Source organism: Almyronema sp. (genome assembly GCF_052168255.1).
In the GTDB taxonomy this organism is placed as follows: domain Bacteria; phylum Cyanobacteriota; class Cyanobacteriia; order Phormidesmidales; family Phormidesmidaceae; genus Sphaerothrix; species Sphaerothrix epifaneia.
Map to the genome: position 1 here is coordinate 147,866 of NZ_JBQLZL010000004.1, position 24,576 is coordinate 172,441.

21 protein-coding genes are annotated in these 24,576 nt (G+C 50.6%); 15 read left to right on the forward strand and 6 right to left on the reverse strand.

The window, feature by feature from the left end; all coding sequences use genetic code 11:
• Nucleotides 1–34: 34 nt before the first annotated feature.
• Together ACTS3T_RS01165 and ACTS3T_RS01170 are read right to left on the reverse strand one after the other, a co-directional pair.
• Nucleotides 35–670: a hypothetical protein gene (locus tag ACTS3T_RS01165; RefSeq protein ID WP_377965253.1), complete on the reverse strand. Its 636-nt coding sequence runs from the start codon at nt 668–670 to the stop codon at nt 35–37.
• Between the two features lie 9 nt (nt 671–679).
• Nucleotides 680–1,510 (reverse strand): carbohydrate ABC transporter permease, encoded by an 831-nt coding sequence (locus ACTS3T_RS01170; RefSeq protein WP_377965251.1) that lies wholly within the window; start codon nt 1,508–1,510, stop codon nt 680–682.
• Between the two features lie 271 nt (nt 1,511–1,781).
• Here ACTS3T_RS01170 and ACTS3T_RS01175 point away from each other — a divergent pair, with 271 nt between their 5' ends.
• The 5 genes from ACTS3T_RS01175 to folE all read left to right on the forward strand — a co-directional run bounded on the left by ACTS3T_RS01175 (nt 1,782) and on the right by folE (nt 6,722).
• Nucleotides 1,782–2,477 carry an aldehyde oxygenase (deformylating) gene (locus ACTS3T_RS01175; protein ID WP_377965249.1) on the forward strand — a complete coding sequence of 232 codons (696 nt, stop codon included), beginning with the start codon at nt 1,782–1,784 and terminating at the stop codon, nt 2,475–2,477.
• Nucleotides 2,478–2,709: 232 nt separating this feature from the next.
• Complete coding sequence (locus ACTS3T_RS01180; protein ID WP_377965247.1) at nt 2,710–3,735, forward strand: long-chain acyl-[acyl-carrier-protein] reductase; 1,026 nt, start codon at nt 2,710–2,712, stop codon at nt 3,733–3,735.
• 128 nt (nt 3,736–3,863) lie between these two features.
• The gene (gene accA, locus ACTS3T_RS01185; protein WP_377965245.1) at nt 3,864–4,865 is read left to right on the forward strand and encodes an acetyl-CoA carboxylase carboxyl transferase subunit alpha; all 1,002 of its coding nucleotides are present in this window, start codon (nt 3,864–3,866) and stop codon (nt 4,863–4,865) included.
• Nucleotides 4,866–5,192: 327 nt separating this feature from the next.
• Nucleotides 5,193–5,918: an SDR family oxidoreductase gene (locus tag ACTS3T_RS01190; protein ID WP_377965243.1), complete on the forward strand. Its 726-nt coding sequence runs from the start codon at nt 5,193–5,195 to the stop codon at nt 5,916–5,918.
• 66 nt (nt 5,919–5,984) lie between these two features.
• The gene (folE, locus tag ACTS3T_RS01195) at nt 5,985–6,722 is read left to right on the forward strand and encodes a GTP cyclohydrolase I FolE (protein ID WP_377965241.1); all 738 of its coding nucleotides are present in this window, start codon (nt 5,985–5,987) and stop codon (nt 6,720–6,722) included.
• 91 nt (nt 6,723–6,813) lie between these two features.
• Here folE and ACTS3T_RS01200 read toward each other — a convergent pair whose 3' ends face one another.
• Entirely contained in the window at nt 6,814–7,452 is a 639-nt protein-coding gene (locus ACTS3T_RS01200) for a phosphoribosylanthranilate isomerase (RefSeq protein WP_377965239.1), read from the reverse strand.
• Nucleotides 7,453–7,641: 189 nt separating this feature from the next.
• On the opposite strand from ACTS3T_RS01200, the gene ACTS3T_RS01205 reads away from it, so the two are divergent.
• The 3 genes from ACTS3T_RS01205 to ACTS3T_RS01215 are packed head-to-tail and all read left to right on the forward strand — an operon-like array spanning nt 7,642 to nt 11,453.
• Nucleotides 7,642–9,861 (forward strand): pentapeptide repeat-containing protein, encoded by a 2,220-nt coding sequence (locus ACTS3T_RS01205; protein ID WP_377965237.1) that lies wholly within the window; start codon nt 7,642–7,644, stop codon nt 9,859–9,861.
• A 4-nt stretch (nt 9,862–9,865) separates the two neighbouring features.
• Nucleotides 9,866–10,456 (forward strand): 5-formyltetrahydrofolate cyclo-ligase, encoded by a 591-nt coding sequence (locus ACTS3T_RS01210; protein ID WP_377965235.1) that lies wholly within the window; start codon nt 9,866–9,868, stop codon nt 10,454–10,456.
• Nucleotides 10,431–11,453 carry an alpha/beta fold hydrolase gene (locus ACTS3T_RS01215; RefSeq protein ID WP_462934626.1) on the forward strand — a complete coding sequence of 341 codons (1,023 nt, stop codon included), beginning with the start codon at nt 10,431–10,433 and terminating at the stop codon, nt 11,451–11,453. The genes ACTS3T_RS01210 and ACTS3T_RS01215 overlap by 26 nt, the downstream gene beginning before the upstream one ends.
• A 6-nt stretch (nt 11,454–11,459) precedes the next feature.
• Here ACTS3T_RS01215 and hydA read toward each other — a convergent pair whose 3' ends face one another.
• Nucleotides 11,460–12,872 carry a dihydropyrimidinase gene (hydA, locus tag ACTS3T_RS01220; protein ID WP_377965231.1) on the reverse strand — a complete coding sequence of 471 codons (1,413 nt, stop codon included), beginning with the start codon at nt 12,870–12,872 and terminating at the stop codon, nt 11,460–11,462.
• Between the two features lie 194 nt (nt 12,873–13,066).
• Entirely contained in the window at nt 13,067–13,465 is a 399-nt protein-coding gene (locus ACTS3T_RS01225) for an allophanate hydrolase-related protein (RefSeq protein ID WP_377965229.1), read from the reverse strand.
• 387 nt (nt 13,466–13,852) lie between these two features.
• Here ACTS3T_RS01225 and ACTS3T_RS01230 point away from each other — a divergent pair, with 387 nt between their 5' ends.
• From ACTS3T_RS01230 to ACTS3T_RS01250, 5 genes are all read left to right on the forward strand, one after another.
• Nucleotides 13,853–15,022, forward strand: a complete 1,170-nt coding sequence (locus ACTS3T_RS01230; protein ID WP_377965227.1) for an ABC transporter ATP-binding protein — start codon at nt 13,853–13,855, stop codon at nt 15,020–15,022.
• A gap of 76 nt (nt 15,023–15,098) precedes the next feature.
• Nucleotides 15,099–16,406: an ABC transporter substrate-binding protein gene (locus tag ACTS3T_RS01235; protein WP_377965225.1), complete on the forward strand. Its 1,308-nt coding sequence runs from the start codon at nt 15,099–15,101 to the stop codon at nt 16,404–16,406.
• Nucleotides 16,407–16,581: 175 nt separating this feature from the next.
• Entirely contained in the window at nt 16,582–18,261 is a 1,680-nt protein-coding gene (locus tag ACTS3T_RS01240; RefSeq protein WP_377965223.1) for a hypothetical protein, read from the forward strand.
• A gap of 289 nt (nt 18,262–18,550) precedes the next feature.
• Nucleotides 18,551–20,446 (forward strand): ATP-dependent zinc metalloprotease FtsH, encoded by a 1,896-nt coding sequence (ftsH, locus tag ACTS3T_RS01245; RefSeq protein WP_377965221.1) that lies wholly within the window; start codon nt 18,551–18,553, stop codon nt 20,444–20,446.
• Between the two features lie 166 nt (nt 20,447–20,612).
• Nucleotides 20,613–21,305 (forward strand): hypothetical protein, encoded by a 693-nt coding sequence (locus tag ACTS3T_RS01250; protein ID WP_377965219.1) that lies wholly within the window; start codon nt 20,613–20,615, stop codon nt 21,303–21,305.
• Nucleotides 21,306–21,464: 159 nt separating this feature from the next.
• Here ACTS3T_RS01250 and ACTS3T_RS01255 read toward each other — a convergent pair whose 3' ends face one another.
• Nucleotides 21,465–22,724, reverse strand: coding sequence for a glycoside hydrolase family 10 protein (locus ACTS3T_RS01255; protein WP_377965217.1), 1,260 nt, complete (start codon nt 22,722–22,724; stop codon nt 21,465–21,467).
• Between the two features lie 686 nt (nt 22,725–23,410).
• Between ACTS3T_RS01255 and ACTS3T_RS01260 the strand changes: the two genes are divergently transcribed.
• Together ACTS3T_RS01260 and ACTS3T_RS01265 are read left to right on the forward strand one after the other, a co-directional pair.
• Complete coding sequence (locus ACTS3T_RS01260) at nt 23,411–23,956, forward strand: GAF domain-containing protein (RefSeq protein ID WP_377965215.1); 546 nt, start codon at nt 23,411–23,413, stop codon at nt 23,954–23,956.
• 132 nt (nt 23,957–24,088) lie between these two features.
• Nucleotides 24,089–24,574: a hypothetical protein gene (locus ACTS3T_RS01265; protein ID WP_377965213.1), complete on the forward strand. Its 486-nt coding sequence runs from the start codon at nt 24,089–24,091 to the stop codon at nt 24,572–24,574.
• Nucleotides 24,575–24,576: the final 2 nt, after the last annotated feature.

Below are 24,576 nucleotides of genomic sequence, written 5' to 3' on the forward strand. Positions count from 1 at the left end.
CTTCAAAAGCTTCTGCCGCTCGGTTTTTTAGAGTTTATTGAGTCTTAGCAGACTCAATACCTTTTGCTGCTAAAATAGCCTGCATTTCTTGAATTAAAGCGTCTTGTTCTTGTCGTAAGCTTTCTAATCGACTGAGAATTTCTAATAGGCGAGTTGGGAGATCGGCCTGTTTTGGGGTCTGCGATCGCTGTAGAGCATCGGCTTGCTTAAACAGACGAAAAATTTTAACCAATAGCCACTTTAGCAGCCGCAACGGCAAGCTTAAAAGCCCTACCCAAACTTGGCGGACAAACTGAGCGATCGCCCCCAGTAAACCCCACACTGACAACAACCCAATGAGCAGCAGCGCCAAAGTCCAAAGCGGATGCCCAACCATCCAGGCGATCGCCGGATGCTGAGTCAGCCAAGTTTGTAACGAAGTTGCGATCGCCGCTTGAAAGCCGTGATTCACCCGGCTGATTGGTTCGGCGTTTTGCCCTATTGACTCAAAGCGATCGCCAGCCATCTCCGTCATCCCGTTGGCGGCTGCCTGCGCCTGACTTTCTACCATTTCCACGACCCGCGCAGCCTGAGATGATACGCCTTTTACGGTAGCGCTAAAATTTTCGCTCACCGTTTGGTTAACGCTGTGCCAAGATTCAGCCAGGTTGGTTTGCAAGCGATCGAACATCACATCCTCCTAGTGCTTGACCCCAGTTGTGGCAATTCCCTGGATAAACTGCCGCTGTCCTACCAAAAACAGCAAAACTGTCGGTAAAGTAGCGATGACAACGGCTGCCATTAAAAGCGGCCAGTTGTTTGTAAACTGCTCTTGAAAAGCGGCTAAAGCCAACTGCACCGTTTGTAGCTCTGGGCGAGTCGTAAAAACCAAAGGTTTGAACAAATCATTCCATTCGCCAATAAAGGTAAAAAGGAACAAAGTCACCAACGCTGGGCGAGCCAACGGCAGTAAAATTCGCCACAAAATTTGTAAGCGACTAGCGCCATCTAGCCAAGCTGCTTCCTCAAGTTCGATGGGTATTGTTTGAAAATATTGGCGCAGCAAAAAAATGCCGAAGCCATTGGCGGCTGTTGGCAAAATGAGCGCCCCATAGGTGTTGATGAGGTGCCCCCACTTCAACACTAAAAAAATGGGAATGACCAGTAATTGAAAAGGAATGACTAAAGTAGATAATATAACCAGCAAGACGGCTTGCCGTCCGCGAAACCGTAACCGAGCTAGCGCATATCCAGCCAGCGCCGAAGTCACAATCTGTAGCGCCGTAACGCTCAAAGCCACCAGCGTTGAATTAAAATAAGCCAGCAGAAACCGCCCCTGCTGCCAGACAGCTTTATAGTTTGCCAAAGACCAAACCCCAGCCGAGCCGAGGTCGCCTGCGGGGCTGTTCGGTGGAGCCAGTGAAGCTAGCAAAACGACTGCCAATGGCGACAAAACCAAACCTGCCCCTAGCAGTAGCAAAAGTAAGCTCAGCCAACGCCATAGAGCCGTCTGTAAAGGTGAGTAAGCCATCTCAAATTCAGCGTGAAAGCGCCAGAGGTCGGTGTGCGTAAACGCCTGTGCTGACAAGCATTTTAAGCGATCGCTAACGGTTAGCTTTTAACCTAAATTTTTGTGATTGTGAGGAATCTACCGTTAGCTGGTTGATATCACACGTTGGACGCTATAGGGTGTAAAGTGTGAATTTAGGTGTAAGGAATCCGGAACCCATGTAGACAAGATCCGCAATTTCTTGTATCTAGCACAGATTGATCTTACTTTGTAACGCAGGATAGTTAAGGATATGCCGCAGCTTGAAGCCAGCCCTAGGATTGACTTTCATAGTGAAGATTATAAAGACGCCTACAGCCGGATTAATGCCATTGTGATCGAAGGGGAGTTAGAAGCCAATGGTAACTATAAGCAGCTAGCTGAAAGCCTGCCCGAAAATCAAGCTGAATTGCTGAAGCTAGCCAAAATGGAGCTTCGCCACATGAAAGGTTTTCAAGCCTGCGGAAAAAATTTGCAGGTTACCCCAGACATGGCGTTTGCTAGAGAATTTTTCTCTGAGCTACACAACAACTTTCAGCAAGCTTGGCAAGAGGGGCGGATTGTCACCTGTTTGTTGATTCAGTCTTTGATCATTGAAACATTTGCGATCGCGGCTTACAACATCTACATTCCTGTAGCAGACGACTTTGCTCGTAAAATTACTGAAGGCGTCGTTAAAGACGAATACCTGCACCTGAACTTTGGCGAAGAATGGCTAAAAGCCAATTTTGAGTCAGCCAAGGCTGAGCTTGAAGTCGCCAACCGGGAAAATCTGCCCCTAGTCTGGAAAATGCTCAACCGAGTCGCTATTGACGCCGAAGTGCTAGGCATGGAAAAAGACGCCCTAGTCGAAGACTTCATGATTACCTACGGCGAAGCCCTAGCCAACATTGGCTTTAACAATCGCGAAGTTATGCGACTTTCAGCTCAAGGACTTGCGGTTATCTAAAGCGTCAGGCGATCAAATTGTTCCAGTGAAAACTGGCTGTGCTTCATCAGCGGCCTCTGCGCCATGCCTTGCGTCTCAGCAGTAGACCCTTTTAAGGGATGACACTAAGCGGTCAATAGCTTAGACCGTTTAGTGTCTTAGGCAGCGCGGCGTCAGAGGCTCCTTCTTTTTCCGCCGCCTGAATTTGTCCTTTCATATACCTGGTTAACAGGTTTTAAGTAACCCATCTAGAATGTTCGGTTTAATTGGTCATCTTACGAGCTTAGAGCACGCCCAATCCGTTGCCAGAGACTTGGGCTATCCAGAATATGCTGATCAAGGACTCGATTTTTGGTGCAGCGCCCCACCCCAAATCGTCGATACGATTAAGGTCAAAAGTGCTACAGGGCAGGTGATTGAAGGACGCTATGTAGAGTCTTGCTTTTTGCCTGAAATGTTAGCTGCCCGCCGGATTAAAGCCGCCACTCGAAAAATTGTGAATGCCATGGCGCATGCTCAGAAGCATGGTGTTGATATTACGGCGCTAGGCGGTTTTTCATCAATTATTTTTGAAAATTTTAACCTGAATCAAATTCAGCAAGTTCGCAACATTAAACTAGATTTCCGGCGATTTACTACGGGCAACACCCACACGGCTTACATTATTTGTCGTCAGGTAGAACAAGCCTCTAAAAAATTAGGTATTGAGCTTTCTCGCGCAACGGTGGCCGTGTGCGGCGCTACCGGAGACATCGGCAGCGCCGTTTGCCAGTGGTTAAACGCGCGTACGGATGTCCAAGATTTGCTGCTGATTGCCCGCAATCAAGAAAGAGTTCAGCAGCTACAGGAATATCTGGGCCGGGGCAAAGCAATGGCATTGACTGAAGCACTACCCCAAGCCGATATTGTGGTTTGGGTGGCGAGTATGCCCAAAGGGGTTGAAATTGATGCAGCAGCGTTAAAACAACCTTGCCTGATGGTTGATGGTGGCTATCCCAAAAACCTGGCTACGCGCTTTAGTCATCCTGGTATTCATGTCCTCAAGGGAGGTATTGTTGAACATGCCCTGGACATTGACTGGCGAATTATGAACATTGTCAATATGGATGTGCCTGCCCGCCAGCTATTTGCTTGCTTTGCTGAATCAATGCTGCTGGAGTTTGAGAAGTGGTATACCAACTTCTCTTGGGGGCGGAATCAGATTACGCTAGAAAAAATGGATCAAATTGGCCAGTCTTCTGTTAAGCATGGGTTCAAACCTTTGCTAACTTTTGGTTAGACCAAAGCTGCCCCATTGTTTGCCAGGTAACTCCCAGCAGGCCCCGTTAGCGGCACTTGCAAGGTTTGGGCTGGGAATTTCTAGCCGCCGTCAGGCGGGTTGTGTGCGTTGTCGCTGATTGCTAAGCTATGCCGACTACCGAACGTAGGCCGATTCTATTAGAGTTTGAAAAGCCCCTCGCTGAACTGGAAGCCCGGATAGACCAAATTCGCCAGCTTGCAGAAGATAACGATGTCGATGTTTCAGCCCAGATTCATCAGCTAGAGTCGCGGGCTGACCAGCTCCGTCAGGAAATTTTTACCAGCCTATCGCCAGCCCAGCGGCTACAGGTGGCGCGGCACCCGCGACGACCTAGCACGCTAGACTACATTCAAGCAATTAGCGATGAGTGGATAGAGCTACACGGCGATCGCCGCTCTGGAAAAGACGATCCGGCATTGGTGACTGGAATTGCTCGTTTTCAAGGGCGACCCGTGGTGATGCTGGGACATCAAAAAGGACGAGATACCAAAGACAACGTCACGCGCAATTTTGGTATGGCTTCGCCGGGGGGCTATCGCAAAGCTATGCGCATGATGGAACACGCCGATCGCTTTGGTATGCCCATTTTTTGCTTTATCGATACGCCAGGTGCCTATCCGGGCTATGAAGCGGAAGAGATGGGGCAGGGTGAAGCGATCGCCTACAACTTGCGAGAAATGTTTCGCCTGAACGTGCCCATTTTGTGTACGGTGATTGGAGAAGGGGGATCGGGTGGTGCTTTAGGCATTGGCGTGGGCGATCGCTTGTTGATGTTTGAACATTCTGTCTACACAGTTGCCAGCCCTGAAGCCTGCGCCGCTATTCTTTGGAAAGATGCAGGGCGCTCAGCCCAAGCGGCTGAGGCACTCAAAATCACCGCAGTTGATTTAAAAAATTTAGGCATTTTAGACGAGCTATTGCCAGAACCCATTGGTGGGGCGCATGCGGCTCCGCTAGTAGCGGCTGAAAACTTGAAAAAGGCGCTGCAGCGAAACCTCAATGAATTGTTAGCACTGACTCCCCAGGAGCGGCGTGACCTTCGCTACCAAAAGTTTCGGCAAATTGGCGTGTTTTCAGAAGAAGGTTACTCAACGATGGCTAGAGATTAGCGCCAGCAGGAACGCTAAGCTAGCGAGGGGGATACCCGTACTGAGAAAAATATGAGAATTTGCGGTTTTATTCTTAACGTTTGTTAACATACAGAAGGCTTGATTCACAGATGCTGCTTCACCGCTGTTTTGGCTTGCATACAAGCCCGTTTAAGGGAGCAGGCTGAGTAGAGTCGCCCGCAACAAGGACAGTCCTCGTGAACCTTTGAGCCTTAGGTTTGCAGTCAAAAACGACAGGTTAGTGCCTGTGTGCATCGACAATGAGATTTTAGTGACGGTGACTGGTACGAGGCTTGCCTTTGTGCAAACCGTTCGATGGAGCAATCAATGAATTTTTCTGAAAAGCGTCGAGTGCTAATTACAGGGGCTAGCAGTGGCATTGGCAAAGCAACGGCGCTTGCTTTTGCGGCTCATGACTTTGATTTAGCCCTGGTAAGCCGCTCTCAGGCAAAGCTTTTAGCCGTGGCCGAAGAGGTGGTGGCAAAAGGGGGTAGCGCTCGTCCCTATGCCCTTGATCTGGCTCAAGTTGATCAGATTAAACCGCAGCTAGAAGCTGTGCTAGCTGACTTTGGCCCCCTTGATGTGTTGATTAATAATGCTGGCATGGGCTACACCCGTTCGCTAGCAGAGACTCCTTTGGCGGATTGGCAACAGGTGATCGATTTAAACCTGACGAGCGTTTTTCAATGTGTGCAAGCGGTGTTGCCGAGCATGCGCGATCGCCAAACTGGCTTAATCATCAACGTGGCTTCGGTTGCCGCTGAACAGGCTTTCCCCGACTGGGGAGCCTACAGCGTCAGTAAAGCGGGGGTTGTAGCCCTTTCTCGGGTTTTAGCGGTCGAAGAGCGCCAGCATGGTATTCGGGTATCCACCCTTTGTCCGGGGGCCGTTAACACCCCCATTTGGGATACCGAAACGGTTGCAGCTGATTTCAATCGTGCCGCCATGCTAACGCCTGAAACCGTTGCTAATGTAATTTTGCAAATGACCCTCCTGCCTGAGTCTGCAACCATCGATCAGCTAACGCTGATGCCTAGCGGTGGGGCACTTTAGACTTAGCGAATCTGTCTGTTCTTGTTTTTGTTCCTCGGTTTTGGAAATTTCAAACTTAAACTGATTATGACTATCACGTCTTCGAATATTGCCAACGGTAGTAACCCATCAGCCGCCTTGGGTAGTTCTGAGAGCGTAGTTGCCGCTGAAATGCTGACTCAGAAACCCCCGGCTCGGCCCGATCGCAACACTATCAATGGAGCCAACGCTCAGCTTAAGCCGACCGACGATACTGTCAAAGACGACATGATGGCAGCGGTTCGCACCCTGTTAAGCTCAGTGGGTGAAGACCCTAACCGCGAAGGGTTGCTAAAAACGCCCAAGCGGGTAGCAGAGGCGATGCGTTTTCTCACCAGCGGCTACAACCAGTCTTTGGAAGAACTGGTGAACGGAGCCATTTTTGACGAAGGCCACAACGAAATGGTACTGGTGCGAGATATCAACGCCTTTAGCTTGTGTGAGCACCACATGCTGCCTTTTATGGGGCGGGTGCATGTCGCTTATATTCCCAATGAGCGCGTGGTGGGTCTGAGCAAGCTGGCTCGCATTGTGGAAATGTACTCCCGCCGATTGCAGGTGCAAGAGCGGCTTACCCGTCAGATTGCCGAAGCGATTCAAGAAATTCTTGATCCACAAGGGGTAGCCGTTGTCATGGAAGCTAGCCACATGTGCATGGTGATGCGCGGTGTGCAAAAGCCGGGTTCTTGGACGGTGACTAGCGCCATGATTGGCGTTTTTCAGGAAGATCAAAAAACTCGCGAAGAGTTTCTAAGCCTGATTCGTCATCAACCCTCTTTTTTCTAGGTTGCTAGGGTAGAGACGGCAGCAGGGATAGTTGACTAACCGAAGATGGGCAGGGGCGTTTGTCCTTTGCCCATCTTTGCTGTGAGGCCCATTAAGCCCGGTGCCGCAGTTGCTCAAATAGCTGAACTACTAGATCGAGATCTTTGTCACCAGGCGATCGCTCTACGCCGCTAGAAAGGTCAATACCTGCGGGTGAAAGCTGCTGTAGGGCTGTCAAAATATTGCCAGGGTTGAGGCCGCCTGCTAACAGCCAGGGCTTTTGCGGCTGAAAGGATTTTAGCGATCGCCAGTCTAAGGTTTGCCCGGTGCCCCCTAACTGCTGTGGGTGATACGCATCTAGCAACAAGGTGTCTACGACGGTAGCGTAGGCGGCTGTTTGAGCCAGGGTTTCAATCGAACTGATCCGAAAAGCTTTAATTAATTCCAGGTGAGGAAACTGCTGCCGCAACTGTTGACAAAACTGCGGCGTTTCTTGACCATGTAGCTGGATTGCGCTGAGCGGTGCGATCGCTAGCGTGGTGGCAATCTCTGCCAGGGTGGGGTTAGCAAAAACGCCAATACAATCGGGGCGGTTGGCGGTTGGTAGGGCTGCAAGGATAGCTTGAATTTGCTCAGGCGTAATGTAGCGCGGCGAAGCGCTGACACAGATAAACCCCAGCGCGGTGGCTCCTAAGGCCGCGATCGCTTGAGCTTGAGCTGGCTGAGTAATGCCGCAAATCTTAACGCGCATGCAGATAAAGCTGATGAACTAACGCTGGTTGTATCCGTAAACTCAGGCGACAAACGCTACCCCAATGGCAATTGGCAGCTCAACTAGAGACTTTGTCTTTCTTACTGTAAACCTTATCAGCGGTAGCCTTGGCGAATTTGTCGGCTGGCTTTGAGCCTATAACCCCGGCAACCTATACTATTGGCCGAGATGCAGTATGAGTATTTGGCGGCGGATTTGCGATATTTTTGTGACCTTCGAGCAGGGGCTTTAGGACGCGGGGGGCTAGCGATGGCGCTAGCAGGCTTGCTATGGCTAGTGGTGGGCATAGGTTGGGTAGCTCCGGTTGTGGCGGCTGAGATTACCCCCCCACGCCAGCCCTTGACCCTAGAAATTTTAGAGCAGCGCTTAGCCACGCCTAGCCGCCAAGAAGGCAAAGCGGTGATTGATTTGCGGCGCTTTGAAATTGATTTGCGACCTGAAAATGAAGCTTTTCGTAGCCGCTTTTATCGATTGCTACAAACGCGGCTACAAGCTGGTAGCACACCCCTGGGGTTAGATCTGAGCAATGCCTTAATTCAAGGTGATTTTGATCTAACGCAATTGGGGCTACGGGCACCGCTCTATGGGGAAGCGCTGGCTCCTTTGCTGACCGCCGCCGAGCAAGAGCAATTGGCTCGCGATCGCCGTCGATTAAGCCAGCTTTCGCAACTTTCCCAATCGCTGCTCATTCAGGCGCAGCCAACCCCGCTGCGGTTGTTTTTGTTTCGTGGCTCTCTCCGGCTAACGCAGACGCAATTTAAAGGCCGCGTCAACGGCGCTAATCTCTTTTTTCTAGATCGCTTAGAGGCTCGTGGAGCTGTTTTTAACCAAGAAGTGAACTGGACGGGTGCCCGCTTTAGTCAAACTGTGAACTTTATTGCTGCCATCTTTGGGCAGTCAGCTCGATTTCGCAACAGTCTATTTTTTGGTCGGGTGCGTTTTAACCAAAGCCAGTTTTGGGGGCCTGTCAGTTTTCAAGGCAGCGAGTTTCAGGCCAACGCTAATTTTAACCAGGCGCTTTTTCAGGCTGATAGCAATTTTAGCCGTCTGCAATGGCAGCAAAATGTAGACTTTGCTCAAGCAAGCTGGCAGGCTACGGCCAACTTCAGCCGTAGCCGATTCTTACAAGCGCTCTTTCTCACCGAAACCCGCTTTGAGTCTTTAGCTTTGTTTCAACAGGCGCAGTTTCATCAGCCGATTAATCTGCGCGGTGCGGCGATCGCTGACCAGCTAGACTTTGGCGATGCTCGATTTTTGCCGGGAGCCTACATCAACGTGACCGGGTTAGAATTTAGTGCCGACCAAGCCCAAATCTTGGGCAGCCCAGGCCAGATTGGGCGATTTATTTCGGTGCCGATGCTGCCGGGGAATGAAACGCTGCTGCGAAACCTGGTGCGTAATTTTCGACGATTAGAGCAAATTGCCGATGCTAACCAGATTGAATACACGACTGAAGTTTTGCGGTTGCGAGAACTGCAAAAACGGCTCACTGGGATTAATCTCAACACGGCTAGCCCCCAGCAGCTAGGGCGAGTTGGGTTTACCCAAACCCAGCAACAAGCCATTTTGCAGGCGCGAGCCGCGCAACCTTTTTTAAGTCCTACCGATTTACTCAACCTAGACGCTATTGATCTGGCGGCTTATGTCAAAGTGCGCGATCGCATTATGACCACAACGGCGCTATCCTGGCTGACCCGGTTACAGGCGGCTGGGCAATGGCTACTGCTTTCTTTGCTGCTGTTGCTTAGCCGTTATGGCACCAGTTCGGGATTGACGCTGGGGATTGCGATTGTGGCGATCGCCTTTTTTAGCTTGCTGTTTTGGCTGATCGATCGCTATCGGCGGTGGCAGCCTACCCCAATTGCTGCGCCACCTTGGGAAGTCGGCTGGATGCTGAGTACCTTTAGCGGGCTGATGCTGGGTGGCACTAGCTTAATTGAACGTACCGCCGAGCAAGCTGGCTGGACGCTTTTGTGCTTGGGGGTGTTGATTGCGCCTTTGCCGCTAACGCTGGTTTTCATTTTGTACGGCCAGGGGCGCTACCACAAGCTGATGGATAGCAGTTATCTGGTTGAAGACGGCAGTATGCGTCAGCTCCGACTATTGATTGCGCGGCTACCCGTAATTCCTAAATTTCCGTTCTTTCGCGATCGCTACACGCCAATTTTGCTCGATCGCCGTTGGAACTGGCTAAACTACTATGACTTTAGCCTCAACAATTGGCTGAAATTCGGCTTTAATGACATTCGGCTACGAGATGAGCATCTACCAGGTTTGATTGCGGCTCTAGTCTGGTATCAGTGGAGCCTTGGCATTTTATATATTGCTTTGTTGCTCTGGACGTTTTCGCGTACGATTCCGGGGCTAAACTTGCTGTTGTATTTCTAGGGCCATGACGCTCACTAACTCACAGTCGATTCAACAAAAAAAAGCCGCTTTGCGCCAGCGATTGCTCAAAGCGAGACAGGCAATACCGCCTCAGCTTTGGCGGCAAAAAAGCGATCGCATCTGTGCCCATCTCAAAGCGCTGCCTTTATTTACCCAAGCCCGCACGATTCTGGCTTACTGTAGCTTTCGCCAGGAACCTGATTTGTCTCCCTTACTGCAAATCCAGCGATCTTGGGGCTTGCCGCGCTGTGTCGAAAAGTCAATTATCTGGCATCGTTGGTATCCCAACGGGTCTTTGCCGTTACAGACTGGAGCCTATGGTATTTGGGAACCACATCCCCACTCGCCGCTCGTTGAGCCAGAGACGGTAGACCTGATTTTGGTGCCTGCGGTTGCCTGCGACATCAAAGGCTATCGTCTGGGGTATGGCGGGGGCTATTATGATCGGCTGCTAAGCCAGCCCGCCTGGATAGGCAAACCTACAATTGGCATTATTTTTGAATATGCCAGACTGCCCAAAATTCCCAAAGCGCCTTGGGATAGGCGACTAGACGGTATCTGTACCGAAAGTGGTTTGTATTTTATGGCGGATTGAAGCAGGTCGATGGGCATCTGGCACCGACGCTAGCGCCGATTCTTTGAGCGTGCCAGAGATAATAAAACAGCAGGCTTTTGTGCAGGAGAATATGTTAGCGACTAACTCCAAGATCTCAACCCATGTCTCACGCTGCGGTGGCACCGTCGGGACGAGGCAGTGGCAGTCTTTGACAGTTGTTTACGAAACCTGTGGTCAGGGTCAGCCCGTTTTGCTGCTGCCAGCTTTTAGCACGGTTTCTAGCCGCGCGGAAATGGAGCCGTTAGCGACCCAACTGGCTGCTCACTTTCAAGTCACCGTGCTTGACTGGCCTGGATTTGGCGATTCCGATCGCCCACCCTTAGACTATTGCCCCGAACTCTATCACCCGTTTTTGGCAGACTTCGTGCGATCGCACTTCACCGCACCAATTATCGTCATCGCTGCCGGACATGCCGCTGGCTATGCCCTCCAACTGGCTGCTACCCATCCCCAAACCTGTTCAAAACTGGTACTGGTTGCCCCTACCTGGCGCGGCCCGTTAGCTGTTATGGGTGTGCCCCCTGCCATACGCAAGGGCGTTAAAGCCTTGGTGCGATCGCCGTTGTTAGGGCAAGCCCTCTATGGCCTCAATACCCGACCAAGCTTTCTCAAATGGATGTATCGCCGTCATGTGTTTGTAGATGACAGCCAGCTTACCCCCGCCTACCTTGAGCAGCGCTATCAAAACACCCAAAAGCCTGGTGGCCGCTACGCCCCTGCTGCTTTTGTCACGGGTAGCTTAGACCCGGTACAAACCAGAGCTGAGTTTTTGGCCTACTTGGAAAAATTGACCTTGCCGCTGATGGTTGTGGTGGCCGAGCAAGCCCCAACTGCCTCCAAAGCCGAAATGGAAGCGATCGCGGCCTTGGCACCTGTGCAAGTCGGGCGATTGCCCGGAACGTTAGGCATGGCTGAAGAATATGGCAATGAGGTAGCAGAGCAGATTTTGCCGTTTTTGCAGGGAGTAGCGGACTGAATACTTTTACAAAATTCGGCCTGAAGCGCCGCGTTTTTGAAACTGACCCATGCCGCTGCGGCCAAGCCACTGCGTCCCCTCTACAATTAGCTCACCGCGCAAAAACACCTTTTCGACTGAGCCTGTGACTTCGCGCCCTTCAAACAGGCTGTAGTCTACGTTGGAGTGATGGGTTTGGGCGCTGAGAATTTGGGTTTTGTTGGGGTCAAACAGCACCAGGTCGGCATCGCTGCCAATGGCGATCGCCCCTTTGCGTGGAAACAAGCCAAACATTTTGGCCGGAGCGGTTGAGGTCAACTGAACAAAGCGGTTGAGCGAAATTTTGCCTGAACGAACGCCGCCGTCGTAGAGCAAGACCAGCCGCGTTTCTACCCCTGGTGCGCCGTTGGGGATTTGATTGAAGTTGTCTTGCCCCAGTTGTTTAGAATACTTTAGCCCCATCGTCCGTTCGTTGATGCAAAAAGGACAGTGATCGGTGGCGACAATTTGCAAATCGTCAAATCGTAGTCCTCGCCATAGGGCTTGGTGGCAGTGATGCGATCGCAGCGGCGGCGTCATTACATACTTGGCCGATTCGAAGCCGGGATGATCGTATTGGCTATCGTCTAAAAACAAATAGTGCGGGCAGGTTTCAGCAAAGGCTGGCAAACCGCGATCGCGAGCTTCTACCACGCTTTCTAGCGCTTCTGGGGCAGAAAGATGCACGATATAGACAGGCACTTCTGCTAATTCCGCAATCCGAATTGCCCGGTGCGTCGCTTCAGCTTCCATCAGCCGGGGGCGGGTGAGCAGGTGGGCTTTGGGGGCAGTATTGCCCTGCTCTAGCGCTTCTTCAATTAAGACTTGAATCACCTGACCGTTTTCGGCGTGGAGGTTCACCATGCCGCCATGATGCCCAACGGTGCGCATGGTGCGAAAAATGGCGGCATCATCCACCATCAAAATGTCAGGGTAGGCCATGTACATTTTGAAACTGGAGACGCCCTCGTGATTGATCACATCTGGCAGTTCAGCCAGCACTGCCCGGTTAACGTCTACCAGAATCAGGTGAAAACTGTAGTCAATGCAGACTTGGGGATCGGCTAGCGCTACGCGATCGTCTAGCGTCTTTTTAGCACTGTCGCCTTTTGACTGGTAAGCAAAGTCAACAATCGTGGTGGTACCGCCAAAGGCCGCTGCGATCGTCCCTGATTCGTAGGTATCGCAGTTCATAGCGGGGCCTTGGGGGCCTTCCATATGGGTGTGAACATCAATGCCGCCAGGAAAGACCAGCAGCCCTGTGGCATCGTGTACGTCGGCAGACTCAGCAGCGAGATCGCGGCCTATGGTTTCAATTTGCCCATCGCGGATGAGGATATCGGCGGTGTAGTCATCGACTGCGGTGACGATGCGACCGCCTTTGATTAGGGTGAGTGGCATGAGGGGGAGGGGGAGAGGGGTGAGGATGGGGGTGAGGAGAGGATAGTAATGGGGGGCTGTAGGCTGGGGTGGGCGGGCGTTTGGGTGGCGGTAAAGCTGCTTAGTGAGTGCCTAAGCGGGGGCTGCAGAAACCCGGAATGCTTGCACCCGCCTGTCTCTCTGGCGGTGTCTTTAGTCTGCCATTACGGCATTGGCTACCCTTGCGCTGCTTTATAGGCGGCCCAGCCACCGTAGTCGGAAATATCTGGCCAGCTATGGGCTGCTATCAAATCGGCGGGATAGAGAAAGGCGATCGCGCTGTCACCGTCTTCTAACTCAATGGTTTCGGGATACATGTGGGGGGGTTCGTTGTCCTTCAAATATTCGTATTGCGCTGCTGTCATTTCGTAAAGTTCGCCCGGAATGGCAATGCCATTAGACTCGGTTTGATAAATGCCGGGGTGCCAGCCATTGCCGACGGCGTGTAGACGATATTTAGGGGCTGTTTTGGCGGCACGAACGAAAGTCGCAGACTGCAAGTTGGAGTGATCGGGCTGACCCCGCAGCGCCGATCCGCAAATGAACACAAGTTTGGAGCTAGCAGAACTCGTCATAGTAGTTAATACAGGGAAAAACGAACAAAAGGCTGGCAATTGAACATTGCTTTAAAGGGATTCACACTACTCTACTGGTAGAGGTTCAAAATCGCATCTAGATGTAAAGAATCCGCTGTTACCAGTCGGGTAAATGGTATAGAGAGATACAGTAACCTCTAGTTCAAGATTCTATGAATGGACAGAGTTGATTGTCTTGTCTAACCATAGGGGTTTGACAATTGGGTTGTGGGGTTTGCCTGGGGATTTGGCACTCCCAAATCCCTAGCCCGACAAATATTTTCAGGTCAATCAGCCATTTCATCACTGATTTTTAAGCTGTGATTCAGTCTGTCAGGACGGTGACGTTGTCTAATGGGCTGGGCGATCGCGAGGGATGTTTAATCTATGCCAGAGACTCAATTCACTTCGGCTCAGGTAGCTGACTCAGCGCTGACTCAGCCCGTTGCCAATGCCAAAGGGGTAACGCTACAGTCTGTCACCAAGCGATATGGCGCGGTGGTAGCCGTCGAAAACCTGACGCTACACATTCCGGCAGGGTCTTACTGCTGCTTACTCGGCCCAAGCGGTTGTGGCAAAACCACCACTATGCGCATGATTGCTGGCCACGAAGAAATTACCCAAGGTGACATTTACATTGGCGAGACTCGCATTAATGAGTTGCCGCCAGCCAAAAGAAACACCGCCATGATGTTTCAAAACTATGCTTTGTTTCCGCACAAAACGGTCTGGCAAAATGTGGAATTTGGCTTGAAAATGCGGGGGCTATCTCAGGCAGACCGACAGCCAAGAGTAGAAGAGATGCTGGCGATTGTGGGGCTAAGTCAATTTGCTCACCGCAAACCCCACATGCTGAGTGGCGGTCAGCAGCAACGGGTAGCCTTGGCGCGTGCTTTAATTACGCGTCCCCAAGTTTTGCTATTAGATGAACCGCTTAGTGCTTTAGATGAATCTTTGCGGGTCAAAACCCGAGGTGAGTTGCGTAAGCTACAGCGACAGTTTGGCATGACTTTTATTCAAGTCACCCATAACCAGGATGAAGCCTATGCCCTAGCCGATCAAATTGTGGTGATGGATCATGGTCGTATTGACCAGGTGGGGACGCCGCAGGAAATTTTTGCCAAGCCGATTTCCCAATTTGTGGCTCGCTTCACGGGAGATAACAATATTTTTATGGGCGAAGTCAGCAGTGTGGTTCACGATACCCAGGGGCATCTGATTCAGCTAGCGGTGGAGGGGTTAGGGACTTTGCTTTGCCGGGGTGACTTTGCCCAAGCTGGCACTCAAGCAGCCTGCTGTGTCCGCGCCGATCGCCTGAAGTTGCGATCGCTCTCTAGAGTAGCTGAGCCTGAACCTGCTGTTAATCGCCTGAGCGCCCGTATTACCGCCATTGAATTTACAGGCTACATCACGCGGGTAACGCTGATGAGCGAAAAAACCGGGGCTGAAATGCTGTACAAATCTCGCACGACCGACTTAATGCAAACTCCCCTAGCCGAAGGCCAGGTCGTTGCGGTTGAATGGTCAGCCGCAGACTGCGTGTTTCTGGCGCATTAGCCGTTTGGGTGATGACCACAGGGTTGGTTTTCTCACACCGTCAACCTGATTAGTTTCCTTTATAAAATCTAGCCGTATGACTAAAATTTCACGTCGTCAAGTGATTCGCACAGGCTTAGCTGCTGGCGCTTTTCTCACCGCTACTCGCTGTAGTTCAGCGCCGAAAGGTACCCCCAACAACCCGGCTTCAGGGCCACAGGTGAACGCCAATAAGATTCAAGATATCACCCTGCGGTTGATTGGTACTGGGGTGTCGCAAATTAACGAAATCCGCGATCGCGCCCAAGAAGATCTAGGCTTCAAGCTAGAAATGCGGGCACTCAGTACCGAAGAAAACAATCAAATTGCCATTACCCAACCCAAACAGTACGACATTTTTGATGGCGAATATTTTAGCTTGCCGCTTGTCGTCCCTTCCGGGAATTTGCAGCCGGTAGAAGTGAGCCGTATCACCAGCTTTGACAAAATTGTCAGCTTTTTTACCACAGGCAAATTTAACGGTATGCCGGTTGAAACCTCTCAAGGGACGGCTCCTTACAAGGTGATGTACTTAACCGGGCCTGACTCCACCGAGTTTTCGCCTACACCCACAGAATATGTAACGCTGATTCCTTTCCAGTACAATGCCGACACGCTGGGATATCGGCCTGATTTGGTCACCCGCCCGATTGAAAGCTGGGGAGAACTTTTCAATGAAGAGTTTAAGGGCAAGACGTCGATTCTCGATATCCCTTCCATTGGCATTATGGATGCGGCAATGGTGGCGGAAGCTTTGGGGCTGATGACCTTTGCTGACAAAGGCAACATGACCCAGGCCGAAATTGATCAAATTACCGATATTTTGAAAGAGCAAAAGTCAGCAGGCCAGTTTAGAGCCTTCTGGAAGACGTTCGATGAATCGGTGAATTTGATGACCTCTGGTGAAGTGGTTTTACAGTCGATGTGGTCGCCTGCGGTTACGGCTGTTAAGTCTCAAGGGCTGGAATGTGTTTACGCGCCGCTGAAAGAAGGCTACCGGGGCTGGGGCGGTGGCGTCGGCCTGTCGCGTAATCTTTCTGGCATTGAGCTAGATGCCGCCTATGAATACATCAACTGGATGCTAGAGGGCTGGGTGGGTGCTTTCTTGGGGCGTCAAGGCTACTACAGCGCTGCTCCTGAAAATTCGAAGAAGTATATGTCAGAAGCGGAGTGGGCTTTCTGGTACGAAGGTCAACCAGCATCGGAAGATATGGTCGATCCCTTTGGCAAAACGCTCGAAAAACAAGGGGCGATTCGCGATGGTGGCTCGTTTGATGAGCGCTTCGGCAACATCGTGGTTTGGAACTCAACCATGGATGAGCAGGTTTACCTGGTGCAGAAGTGGAATGAATTTATTGCTTCGTAGGCCGCAAAGCTAGTTTTAGCCGAGTGCCTGGTTCTGTAAAGCTGCTGTTGTTTTGACTGCGATCGCATCATGGGCTAGCTGAGCTGGCCTATGATGCAACAAGGCTGTGGGCATACTGGGTGCAACCAAGGTGCTTCGATGACGGCGATGAGTCGTCGGTTAGTGAAGAGGTTGCATGCATAAAAGTCGGTATTGGCTACTGCAAAAGCTCACAGTCAAAAGGCTGCCCTTTGTCGGCAGAGAGATTTTACTGACGACGGCTTTTGGGTTGTTGGGATTGATAGGGCTTTTGCACCATGAAATGTGGCGAGACGAGCTACAAGCCTGGTTGCTGGTGCGCGATAGTTCTTCGCTGCTTGATCTGTATTACAACTTTCAGTACGAAGGCCACCCGGCGTTGTGGTATCTCTGCGCCTATGCGATTACCACCTTTACGCATAATCCAATGGCGATGCAGCTGTTTCATCTGCTCGTTTCAGCTAGCTCTATTTTTTTGTTTGTCAGGTTTTCTCCTTTTAGCTGGCAGCAAAAAACTTTATTTTGCTTTGGCTATTTTCCTTTTTATGAATACAACCTGATTAGCCGTAATTATGCAATTGGTATTTTATTTTTGTTTTTATTTTGCAGCCTTTACAAAGCTAGAGATAAGCGAATTTTAGCTCTAGCGGTTTGTCTGGCTGGTTTAGCTAATACGAATTTCTATGCTTTGATTTTAAGTAGTGTTTTAGCAATAGCGCTAATAGTTGATTTAAGTGACAGGCAACAACTCAGTAAGCTACACCGCCAAAACCCGTCAAAACTGCTTGCTAGTGGCCTGATTGTAATTTTGGGCTGGATTTTGGCGGCTGTTCCTATCTTGCGGGCGATCGCAGCGGCTAGTTCAGAACTGGGGGTGGCCGTTCAAGCCAACACTGTTCAGCCTGAAAAAATAGGGGTAAAACTTGCGGGTGGACTGGACTTTTTTTTGACCCATCTAAACTATGAATTTTTGCAATCTTTAAGCTATATCTGGCAAAGCTATGTGCCTATACCCCACTTCAAAGTTGACTTTTGGAACAGCAATATTTTTGATTTGGTAGGCATTTTTTTGGCAAACTGGCACTTAGAAGACTGGCGAATCGGTGGTCTGCTGACTTTAATTGCCTCTTTGGGTTTAGCGTTTAGCTCAGTTAGGCTATTGGCTGCTCAAAGATCGGTTTTGCTGGCGTATTGCTTGGGCAGCAGTTTAATTATTGTCTGTGCCTGGTGGTTATATCCTTCACAGATCAGACATTATGGGCATCTTTTTTTCTTGTTCTTAGCCTGTATCTGGATGGCTCGATCTACAGACTTATCCCAACCAAAATTAGCCAAATCGGGTTTGGCTCTGCAAACGCTGAGTCGGTCTACAGAAAAGAAGTTTATTACCGGGCTTTTAGTCACCCAGGCGATCGCAGGCGTGTTTGCCTACACGATTGATCTGCACTATCCCTTTTCGATGAGCCGAGACGTAGCCGAGTTTATTCAAGCTCAGGGATTAGAAACCTTGCCGATTGTGGGCTACGAACAGCGCCCAGCCCTGACCCTATCGGGTTACCTCGACCAACCGATTTATGACCCGGCCAAAAACCAGTTTCGTTCTTTTTGGACAACCCGGCACGCCAAAGTTCAAACAGCCAACATTTTGGCTGATGCTATGCGGATTGGCTGCCAGCAGCATTCGGCAGTGCTTTTGGTTCTAACCGAAGCGCTGGATGCTACCAGGCTACCCACCATTCAGCCGTTAGCCGCTTTTGACGGGCCTCGAATTGTGCGCAGTGAAGGATTTTATCTTTACCTGGCGTCACCCCAGGCAGCCGATCAAGCCTGCTCATAACGCGCTTTGACGTTTTTGAAAACACAGCCGTTCTCAAATTAGCGGCTAAATCCAAGGGGAGATTTCCACACTTTTAAGTCGGTGCTTTTGGCTCGGTTAGCTTAGTACACTGGTACTTAAATCAAGGGTTTCCGCCGATCGCCTGCAAACGTGGGTGCGGGCAAAATTTTTGAGGCAACGTCTTAAAAAAACCGCGCTTACCTCGTTGCTGCTGGCAATTAAACACTGGCAGTTACAGACGAAACGATTGCGTTGCGACTGAGGCAAACCCTATTGGTAAGGAGGTACCATGTCTGTTAAAAAACCGCCGCAGCCACCGCGATCGCGCCAAATTCTTAACATCGCTTTTTTGGTGTTAAGTGGTTTTTTGGTGTTGAACCTGTTGCTGCCAGGTGCATTTGCCAATCGTCCCGCTCGGATGCCCTATAGCATGTTCATTCATCAGGTAGAAGAGCATGAAGTGGTTAGAGCCTCGGTTGGGCAAGACGAAATTCGCTATCAGGTCAGAAACGAAACGGGAGAACCGGGCGATGTTTATACCACCACGCCCATTTTTGATCTCAATCTGCCTCAGCGTTTAGAAGATAACGGGGTTGAGTTTGCGGCTCCCCCTCGCCAAAATCAATGGTTTGGCAATTTGCTGGGCTGGATCATTCCACCTTTGATTTTTATTGGGGTATGGCGCTTTTTTATTGCCAGAGGAGCGGGCGGGCCGCAAGGAGCGCTTTCAATCGGCAAAAGCCGCGCCAAAGCCTATGTTGAAGATGAGGCAACGCGGATCACTTTTGATGATGTCGCGGGGGTGGAAGAAGCCAAAACCGAACTGGTTGAAATTGTCGATTTTCTCAAAACGCCCAAACGCTTTACACAGCTAGGAGCCAAAATTCCGAAAGGGGTTTTGCTGGTGGGGCCACCGGGAACGGGTAAAACGCTTTTAGCTAAAGCCGTTGCTGGAGAAGCGGGGGTACCTTTCTTTAGCATTTCTGGTTCAGAGTTTGTAGAGCTGTTTGTGGGAGTTGGATCTTCCCGCGTCAGAGACTTGTTTGAGCAGGCGAAAAAGCAGGCACCTTGCATCGTCTTTATTGACGAGCTAGATGCGATCGGTAAGTCTCGCGCCAGTGGCGGGGTCTATGGCGGCAATGACGAACGCGAACAAACGCTCAATCAGCTTTTGACTGAGATGGATGGCTTTGCAGCGGGGGAAGCTACGGTGATTGTACTGGCGGCTACCAACCGTCCAGAAACGCTGGATCCGGCACTGCTGCGTCCGGGACGCTTTGATCGCCAAGTGCTAGTCGATCGCCCGGATTTGATGGGGCGAGAAGCAATTTTGCGAATTCACGCTCAAGGGGTGAAGCTTTCAGAAGAGGTGGATTTAAAGGCGATCGCTACTCGTACGCCCGGTTTTGCGGGGGCAGATCTGGCTAACCTGGTTAACGAAGCGGCTTTGCTAGCGGCTCGGCGGAACCAAACCAGCGTGCAACAAGAAGACTTTGCCGAAGCAATTGAGCGGGTCGTGGCAGGGCTAGAGAAAAAGAGCCGGGTCTTGAATGAAGAAGAGAAGAAAATTGTCGCTTATCACGAAGTTGGTCATGCTCTAGTCGGAGCCGTGATGCCGGGAAGCGATCGCGTCGCTAAAATTTCTATCGTGCCCCGTGGCATGGCAGCTTTAGGCTACACCCTACAACTGCCGACCGAAGATCGCTTTTTGCGCAACGAAGCCGAGCTTAAAGGGCAAATTGCCACCCTGCTTGGGGGTCGTTCGGCGGAAGAAATTGTCTTTGGCAGCATTACCACGGGGGCATCGAATGACCTACAGCGAGCCACCGATCTAGCTGAGCAAATGGTGACCACTTACGGCATGAGCGAAGTGTTAGGGCCTCTGGCTTATCAACGCAATCAGCCGGGGGGCTTTTTAGAAAACGGCATGCCCAACCCGCGCCGTATGGTCAGTGATGAAACGGCTAAAGCGATCGACAAAGAAGTCAAAGATATTGTCGAAACCGCCCACCAGACAGCGCTGAGCATTTTGGGGCAAAACCGCGAACTGCTTGAGCAAGTGGCTCAACTGCTGTTGCAGCAAGAAGTGATTGAAGGTGAAACCCTAAAGCAGTTTCTCAGCCAGGTGCAGCTATCGGCTCAAAACACCGAACCTACGCCCGTTTATAACGCTGCGATGGGTTAGCACCGCCAAACTGAAGATAGCTCAAACAGCCGGGTGGCAGGACATTGTGCCTAAAAGCCCGGTTTTTTTGTGGCGTTTGATCGGACATCCACCATTAAAAACTTGATAAAGCTTAATGTTTTGTGACTATTCTGGATGAAGAAATCTATATTCAGACAGACGCCAAATGCCTTTTTTCAACTCCGCTGAACCGATCCTCCGTCGCAAGCAGCCTAACTTAGATGTGCAAGATTTGCGTGGTTTGTTGCGTATTCATTGGCAGCTAGGCGATCGCACGCTGCTGTCTAACCTGTATACGCGCATTGATCAGGTTTTTGTGGTGTGGGGTTGGATAACGGCCATCATTTTTGGCGTGGCTCAATTTACGCTGATTAGCTGGAGCGATCAAGCGATCGCCTGGTCGTTATTGACGCTGGTTGGCACGATGGCGATGACCTGGTTAGCCTGGTTTTGGGTCAAAGTTGAAAGCCTGCGCTGGTTGATTTATGGCTGGGCGAGTTTGATGCTGCTGGGGGTCTTGCTGACAGACTATGGCATTTTTGGCCCTTGCGGTTGGATTTTGGTCAATCTCTGTCCGCTGTGGCTGGGGTTGACCGCAACCGGATATTTGATCATGGGCATTGGTATGCGATCGCGCACTTTTTTGCTCACTGCTTTAATTCATGGGTTGAGTATTTTGATGCTGAGCGCTTTGCCCCAGTGGCAGTTTTTAATAACGGGGCTGGTAATGTCTGGCTGTTTAATGCTGCTTTCTGAAGTGCAGTGGGATATGCGATCGCCCATCGAATCTCAGATGTTGGCGGCTGATGAAAAAGCCTTTAACCGCGAACAGCATCGTTTGCGGCAGCTATCGGCCTGAAGGTTGACGGCAGAAGACGAGCAGAAGGCAGGCAGAGGGCAGGCAGAAGGCAGAGAGAGAAGGCAGAATGAAAGCTTTGCTGTCAGCGGTGTTCTGCCATTGAAGGGTTTCAACCTGGGTGGCTAGGGCTAAAAAATTGTAGTACTGCCCCTAAGCTAGCTAGGGGCGGCGATTGGCGGCTACGGCGGGTCGATCTAGAGGGCTAGGAAATAGCGATCGCACCGCTGCTTGTCGCGCTGCTGGCTGTTCCCCCGCCGCTTGCCAAAGCGTGTCGTGGTAGAAAAAAGAGACGCCAGCATAATCAGCCTGCCGCGCGGCGGCAACCTGCTGTTGAATTAAACGACTGGAAACGGGCGCATCTTTAAGCCCGGTTAAAATGCCAATGGCGGTGGGGATATGGTATTTGGCTCGCTGCATGAGTGGATTTTGCAAGGTAGCGCTAAAGCTGCTGAGGGTGTCGCGGTAAACCTGCACAATCAGTTCCTCAATGTAGCCTGCTTGCTCCCAGCGAGGCCAATCTTGCAAAAAGTGAGTGTAGGCAAACTGGGCAGGATTGGGCGAAACCGAAACAACCGCTTGGGGTCGATAAGTTTTGACCACGCCAAAAACCCGCTCCATAAAAGCCGTAATTTTATTGGCTCGCCACTGCATCCATTCTGGATCGTAGGGATTGCGCGGCGGCAGGCGACCGCCGTGTTCTTGCTGATAAAGCTGCTGCGTATACGGATCATAGCCAAATTCCACGGGTAGCCCTAGATGATCATCTAGCTGCAAGCCGTCTACTTCGTAGTTCGCCATGAGTTCGGCTATCACCTCTAGCAAAAACTGCTGGGCTTGGGGATGAAAGGGATTGAGCCATACCCGAGCGTGTCGTCCTTCTTGATAGTAGCGGGCGGCTGGTAGCGCTCCCTGGCGTTGGGTTAGCCAGTCGGGATGACGCGCCGCCAAGGCTGAATTGGCAGGCGCCATAAAGCTAAACTCAAACCAGGGAATGACGCTAATGTGCCGTTGGTGAGCCAGATCTACTAGTTCTAGCAGCATATCGCGATCGCCTTGAGCCGCTTCTAGCGCTTCGTGGCGACCAGTCGCTTCTAGGTCAGGATACAGTCCTTGCTTGTAGCCAATTTCGCGCGTAGCTACTTCGCTGGGAAATAGCGTATATCCCCAACTCCAAACGGTGGGATACACGGTGTTGATATGGGCTGCGGCCAGCTGATCGAGCGCTGTGACTAAGGACGGGCGCGTAAACAAGACCGAACTGTCTACGTTGGTGAGCCAAACCCCACGGATTTCTTGGTTGGGGTAGGCCGCTGTGGCGTCGGCTGCGGCCATGAGGGGATGGCGAATCAAAGCGTTACCCCCAATCACGACTAAAGCCGTTAAGATGACCGCGATCGCCCGGTGTCGCCAACGTTGCATAACTCAGTTACCCCCTCCACTACATCTGCTCAAGCATTCAAGCCTAAAGGTGACAAATCCCTAAAACCTGACAAAACGCTGCTCATTTTTAACGCGGGTATTCCCCTGCTGCCTGATCGAGGGCATGGGCTTATCCCTAAAAGACCCCCCTTTTAGGGTCAACCGTTACAGGTTGGCGACAGTGCGATCGCAGTCGAAAGGCTTGCAACCGTTACAGACTTTCACTCAATTAGCTCGTAACGTAGTATGACTCAATGCTTAAGCAATGGTAAAGTAGTAGCTGTTTTAAGCGTGATCCCCGCTAAAGTTTAAGCATCAGTTAACTGCTTTGAGCGCTCAGTTTTACGAATCATCGCAGGTATTTTGCTGTTTATCCTGCTAACCATTTTTTGAAGGAGAACGATGCCAAAAAAATGGGTGATTCAACAATCAGGAGTTCAGTCTAGGGTTCGGTTTTTTACAGTTGAACTGTTTGCCAAGATTATAGGTTGAGGTCTCGTGGTGCAGGGTTTTTATCGTTTCCCCTGCTTTGCAGCGTCCGAGGGAATGCGAAACCATTCAATAGAACAGCCTGAGGCACTGACAGTTAATGGCTATCAACTGAAAAATTGGCCGTTTTTGATCTGACTGAATGAGGGTCTTAGTGAGATAATCACTGAGGCCCTTCTGTGTCTAAATGGGGTTAAATGTCTTCTTTATTTGCCATTCCACCAGTTTTATATAATACGTTGCAGCCTTACGGTGAAGCTGACGAAATTTTCGCCGAAGCCTTGCCCGTTTTAGGTCAGTTGTTGCAGTGCGATCGCTGTTTTTTGTACCTGCGCCATCCTCAAAAGCGTCTGGCTAAGGTTGCTTACTGCTGGTGCCGCACGTCTGCTTTTCCTGACTTGGCTGAATCAAGCTGGCAGCCAGAAAATCCTGAGCAGTTAGAAGCGCAAGATCCTTTGTTTGCGGCGGCTTTGGCAGGTGGCTCAGACATTTTTATTGCCGATATTGAAACAGCTAGCTCCGATTTAATTAATTTGGCCTACGAGCATCAGTTTTTTCCAGGTCAGCGATCGCTAGCCCATATTCACCTGCATCGTCAGGGGCAGCTCTGGGGTATTTTAGAAGCGGCCATGTTTCATCATCAGCGCGGCTGGACGGAGTTTGATCGCTCTTTGCTGGGATTTAGCCGAGAGCAAATGATGCCGCTGGCGATCGCTTACGTGAAAAAACACTGTCTGGGCTGAACTCAGACTTGGAGCTAATAATCAAGTCTTTACGAAAATTTTGGGATTCCTATAATTTAGAGACTAGATGTTCTCAGGATCCAGCAAGCTTGCTAAGCTCAAAAGCAATGACTGAGCAATGAGGGTGGTTGAATGCAACTCAGGCAGCAGCGATCGCAGCAAAAGCAATTCAGGCTAACGCAAATCACGCTTCTAGTGGGTATTTTTTTTATCGTTGTTGCTCATATCTTTGAGTTAGATTATTTTGAATTCTTCTTTGAGTTTTTAGAACGATACGAAGCAATTGAACTTGACGAAATCATTTTGTTGTTGATGCTGTTAGCCCCTGCTTTGTTTGCTGATTACCTAATGCTGAGTCAGGTTAATCAAGTCAAAAAAAAGCAGCTTCAGGTCTTTCGAGCCACCATGATTAATGTCAACCATACAGTTAATAATTTGCTCAACCAGTTGCAGTATTTTCATGAGTTGGCGGCTGAACATAAACCGCTTTCTCCTGAAGATTTAGTGTTGTTTGAGCAGGCGATTAACGCTGCTACAGAAGACATTGAAGCCCTCAACCAAGTTGAGTCTATTCCCACCGATTTAACCGAAGGGATTAAAACTATTCGCTTTCGATAAAT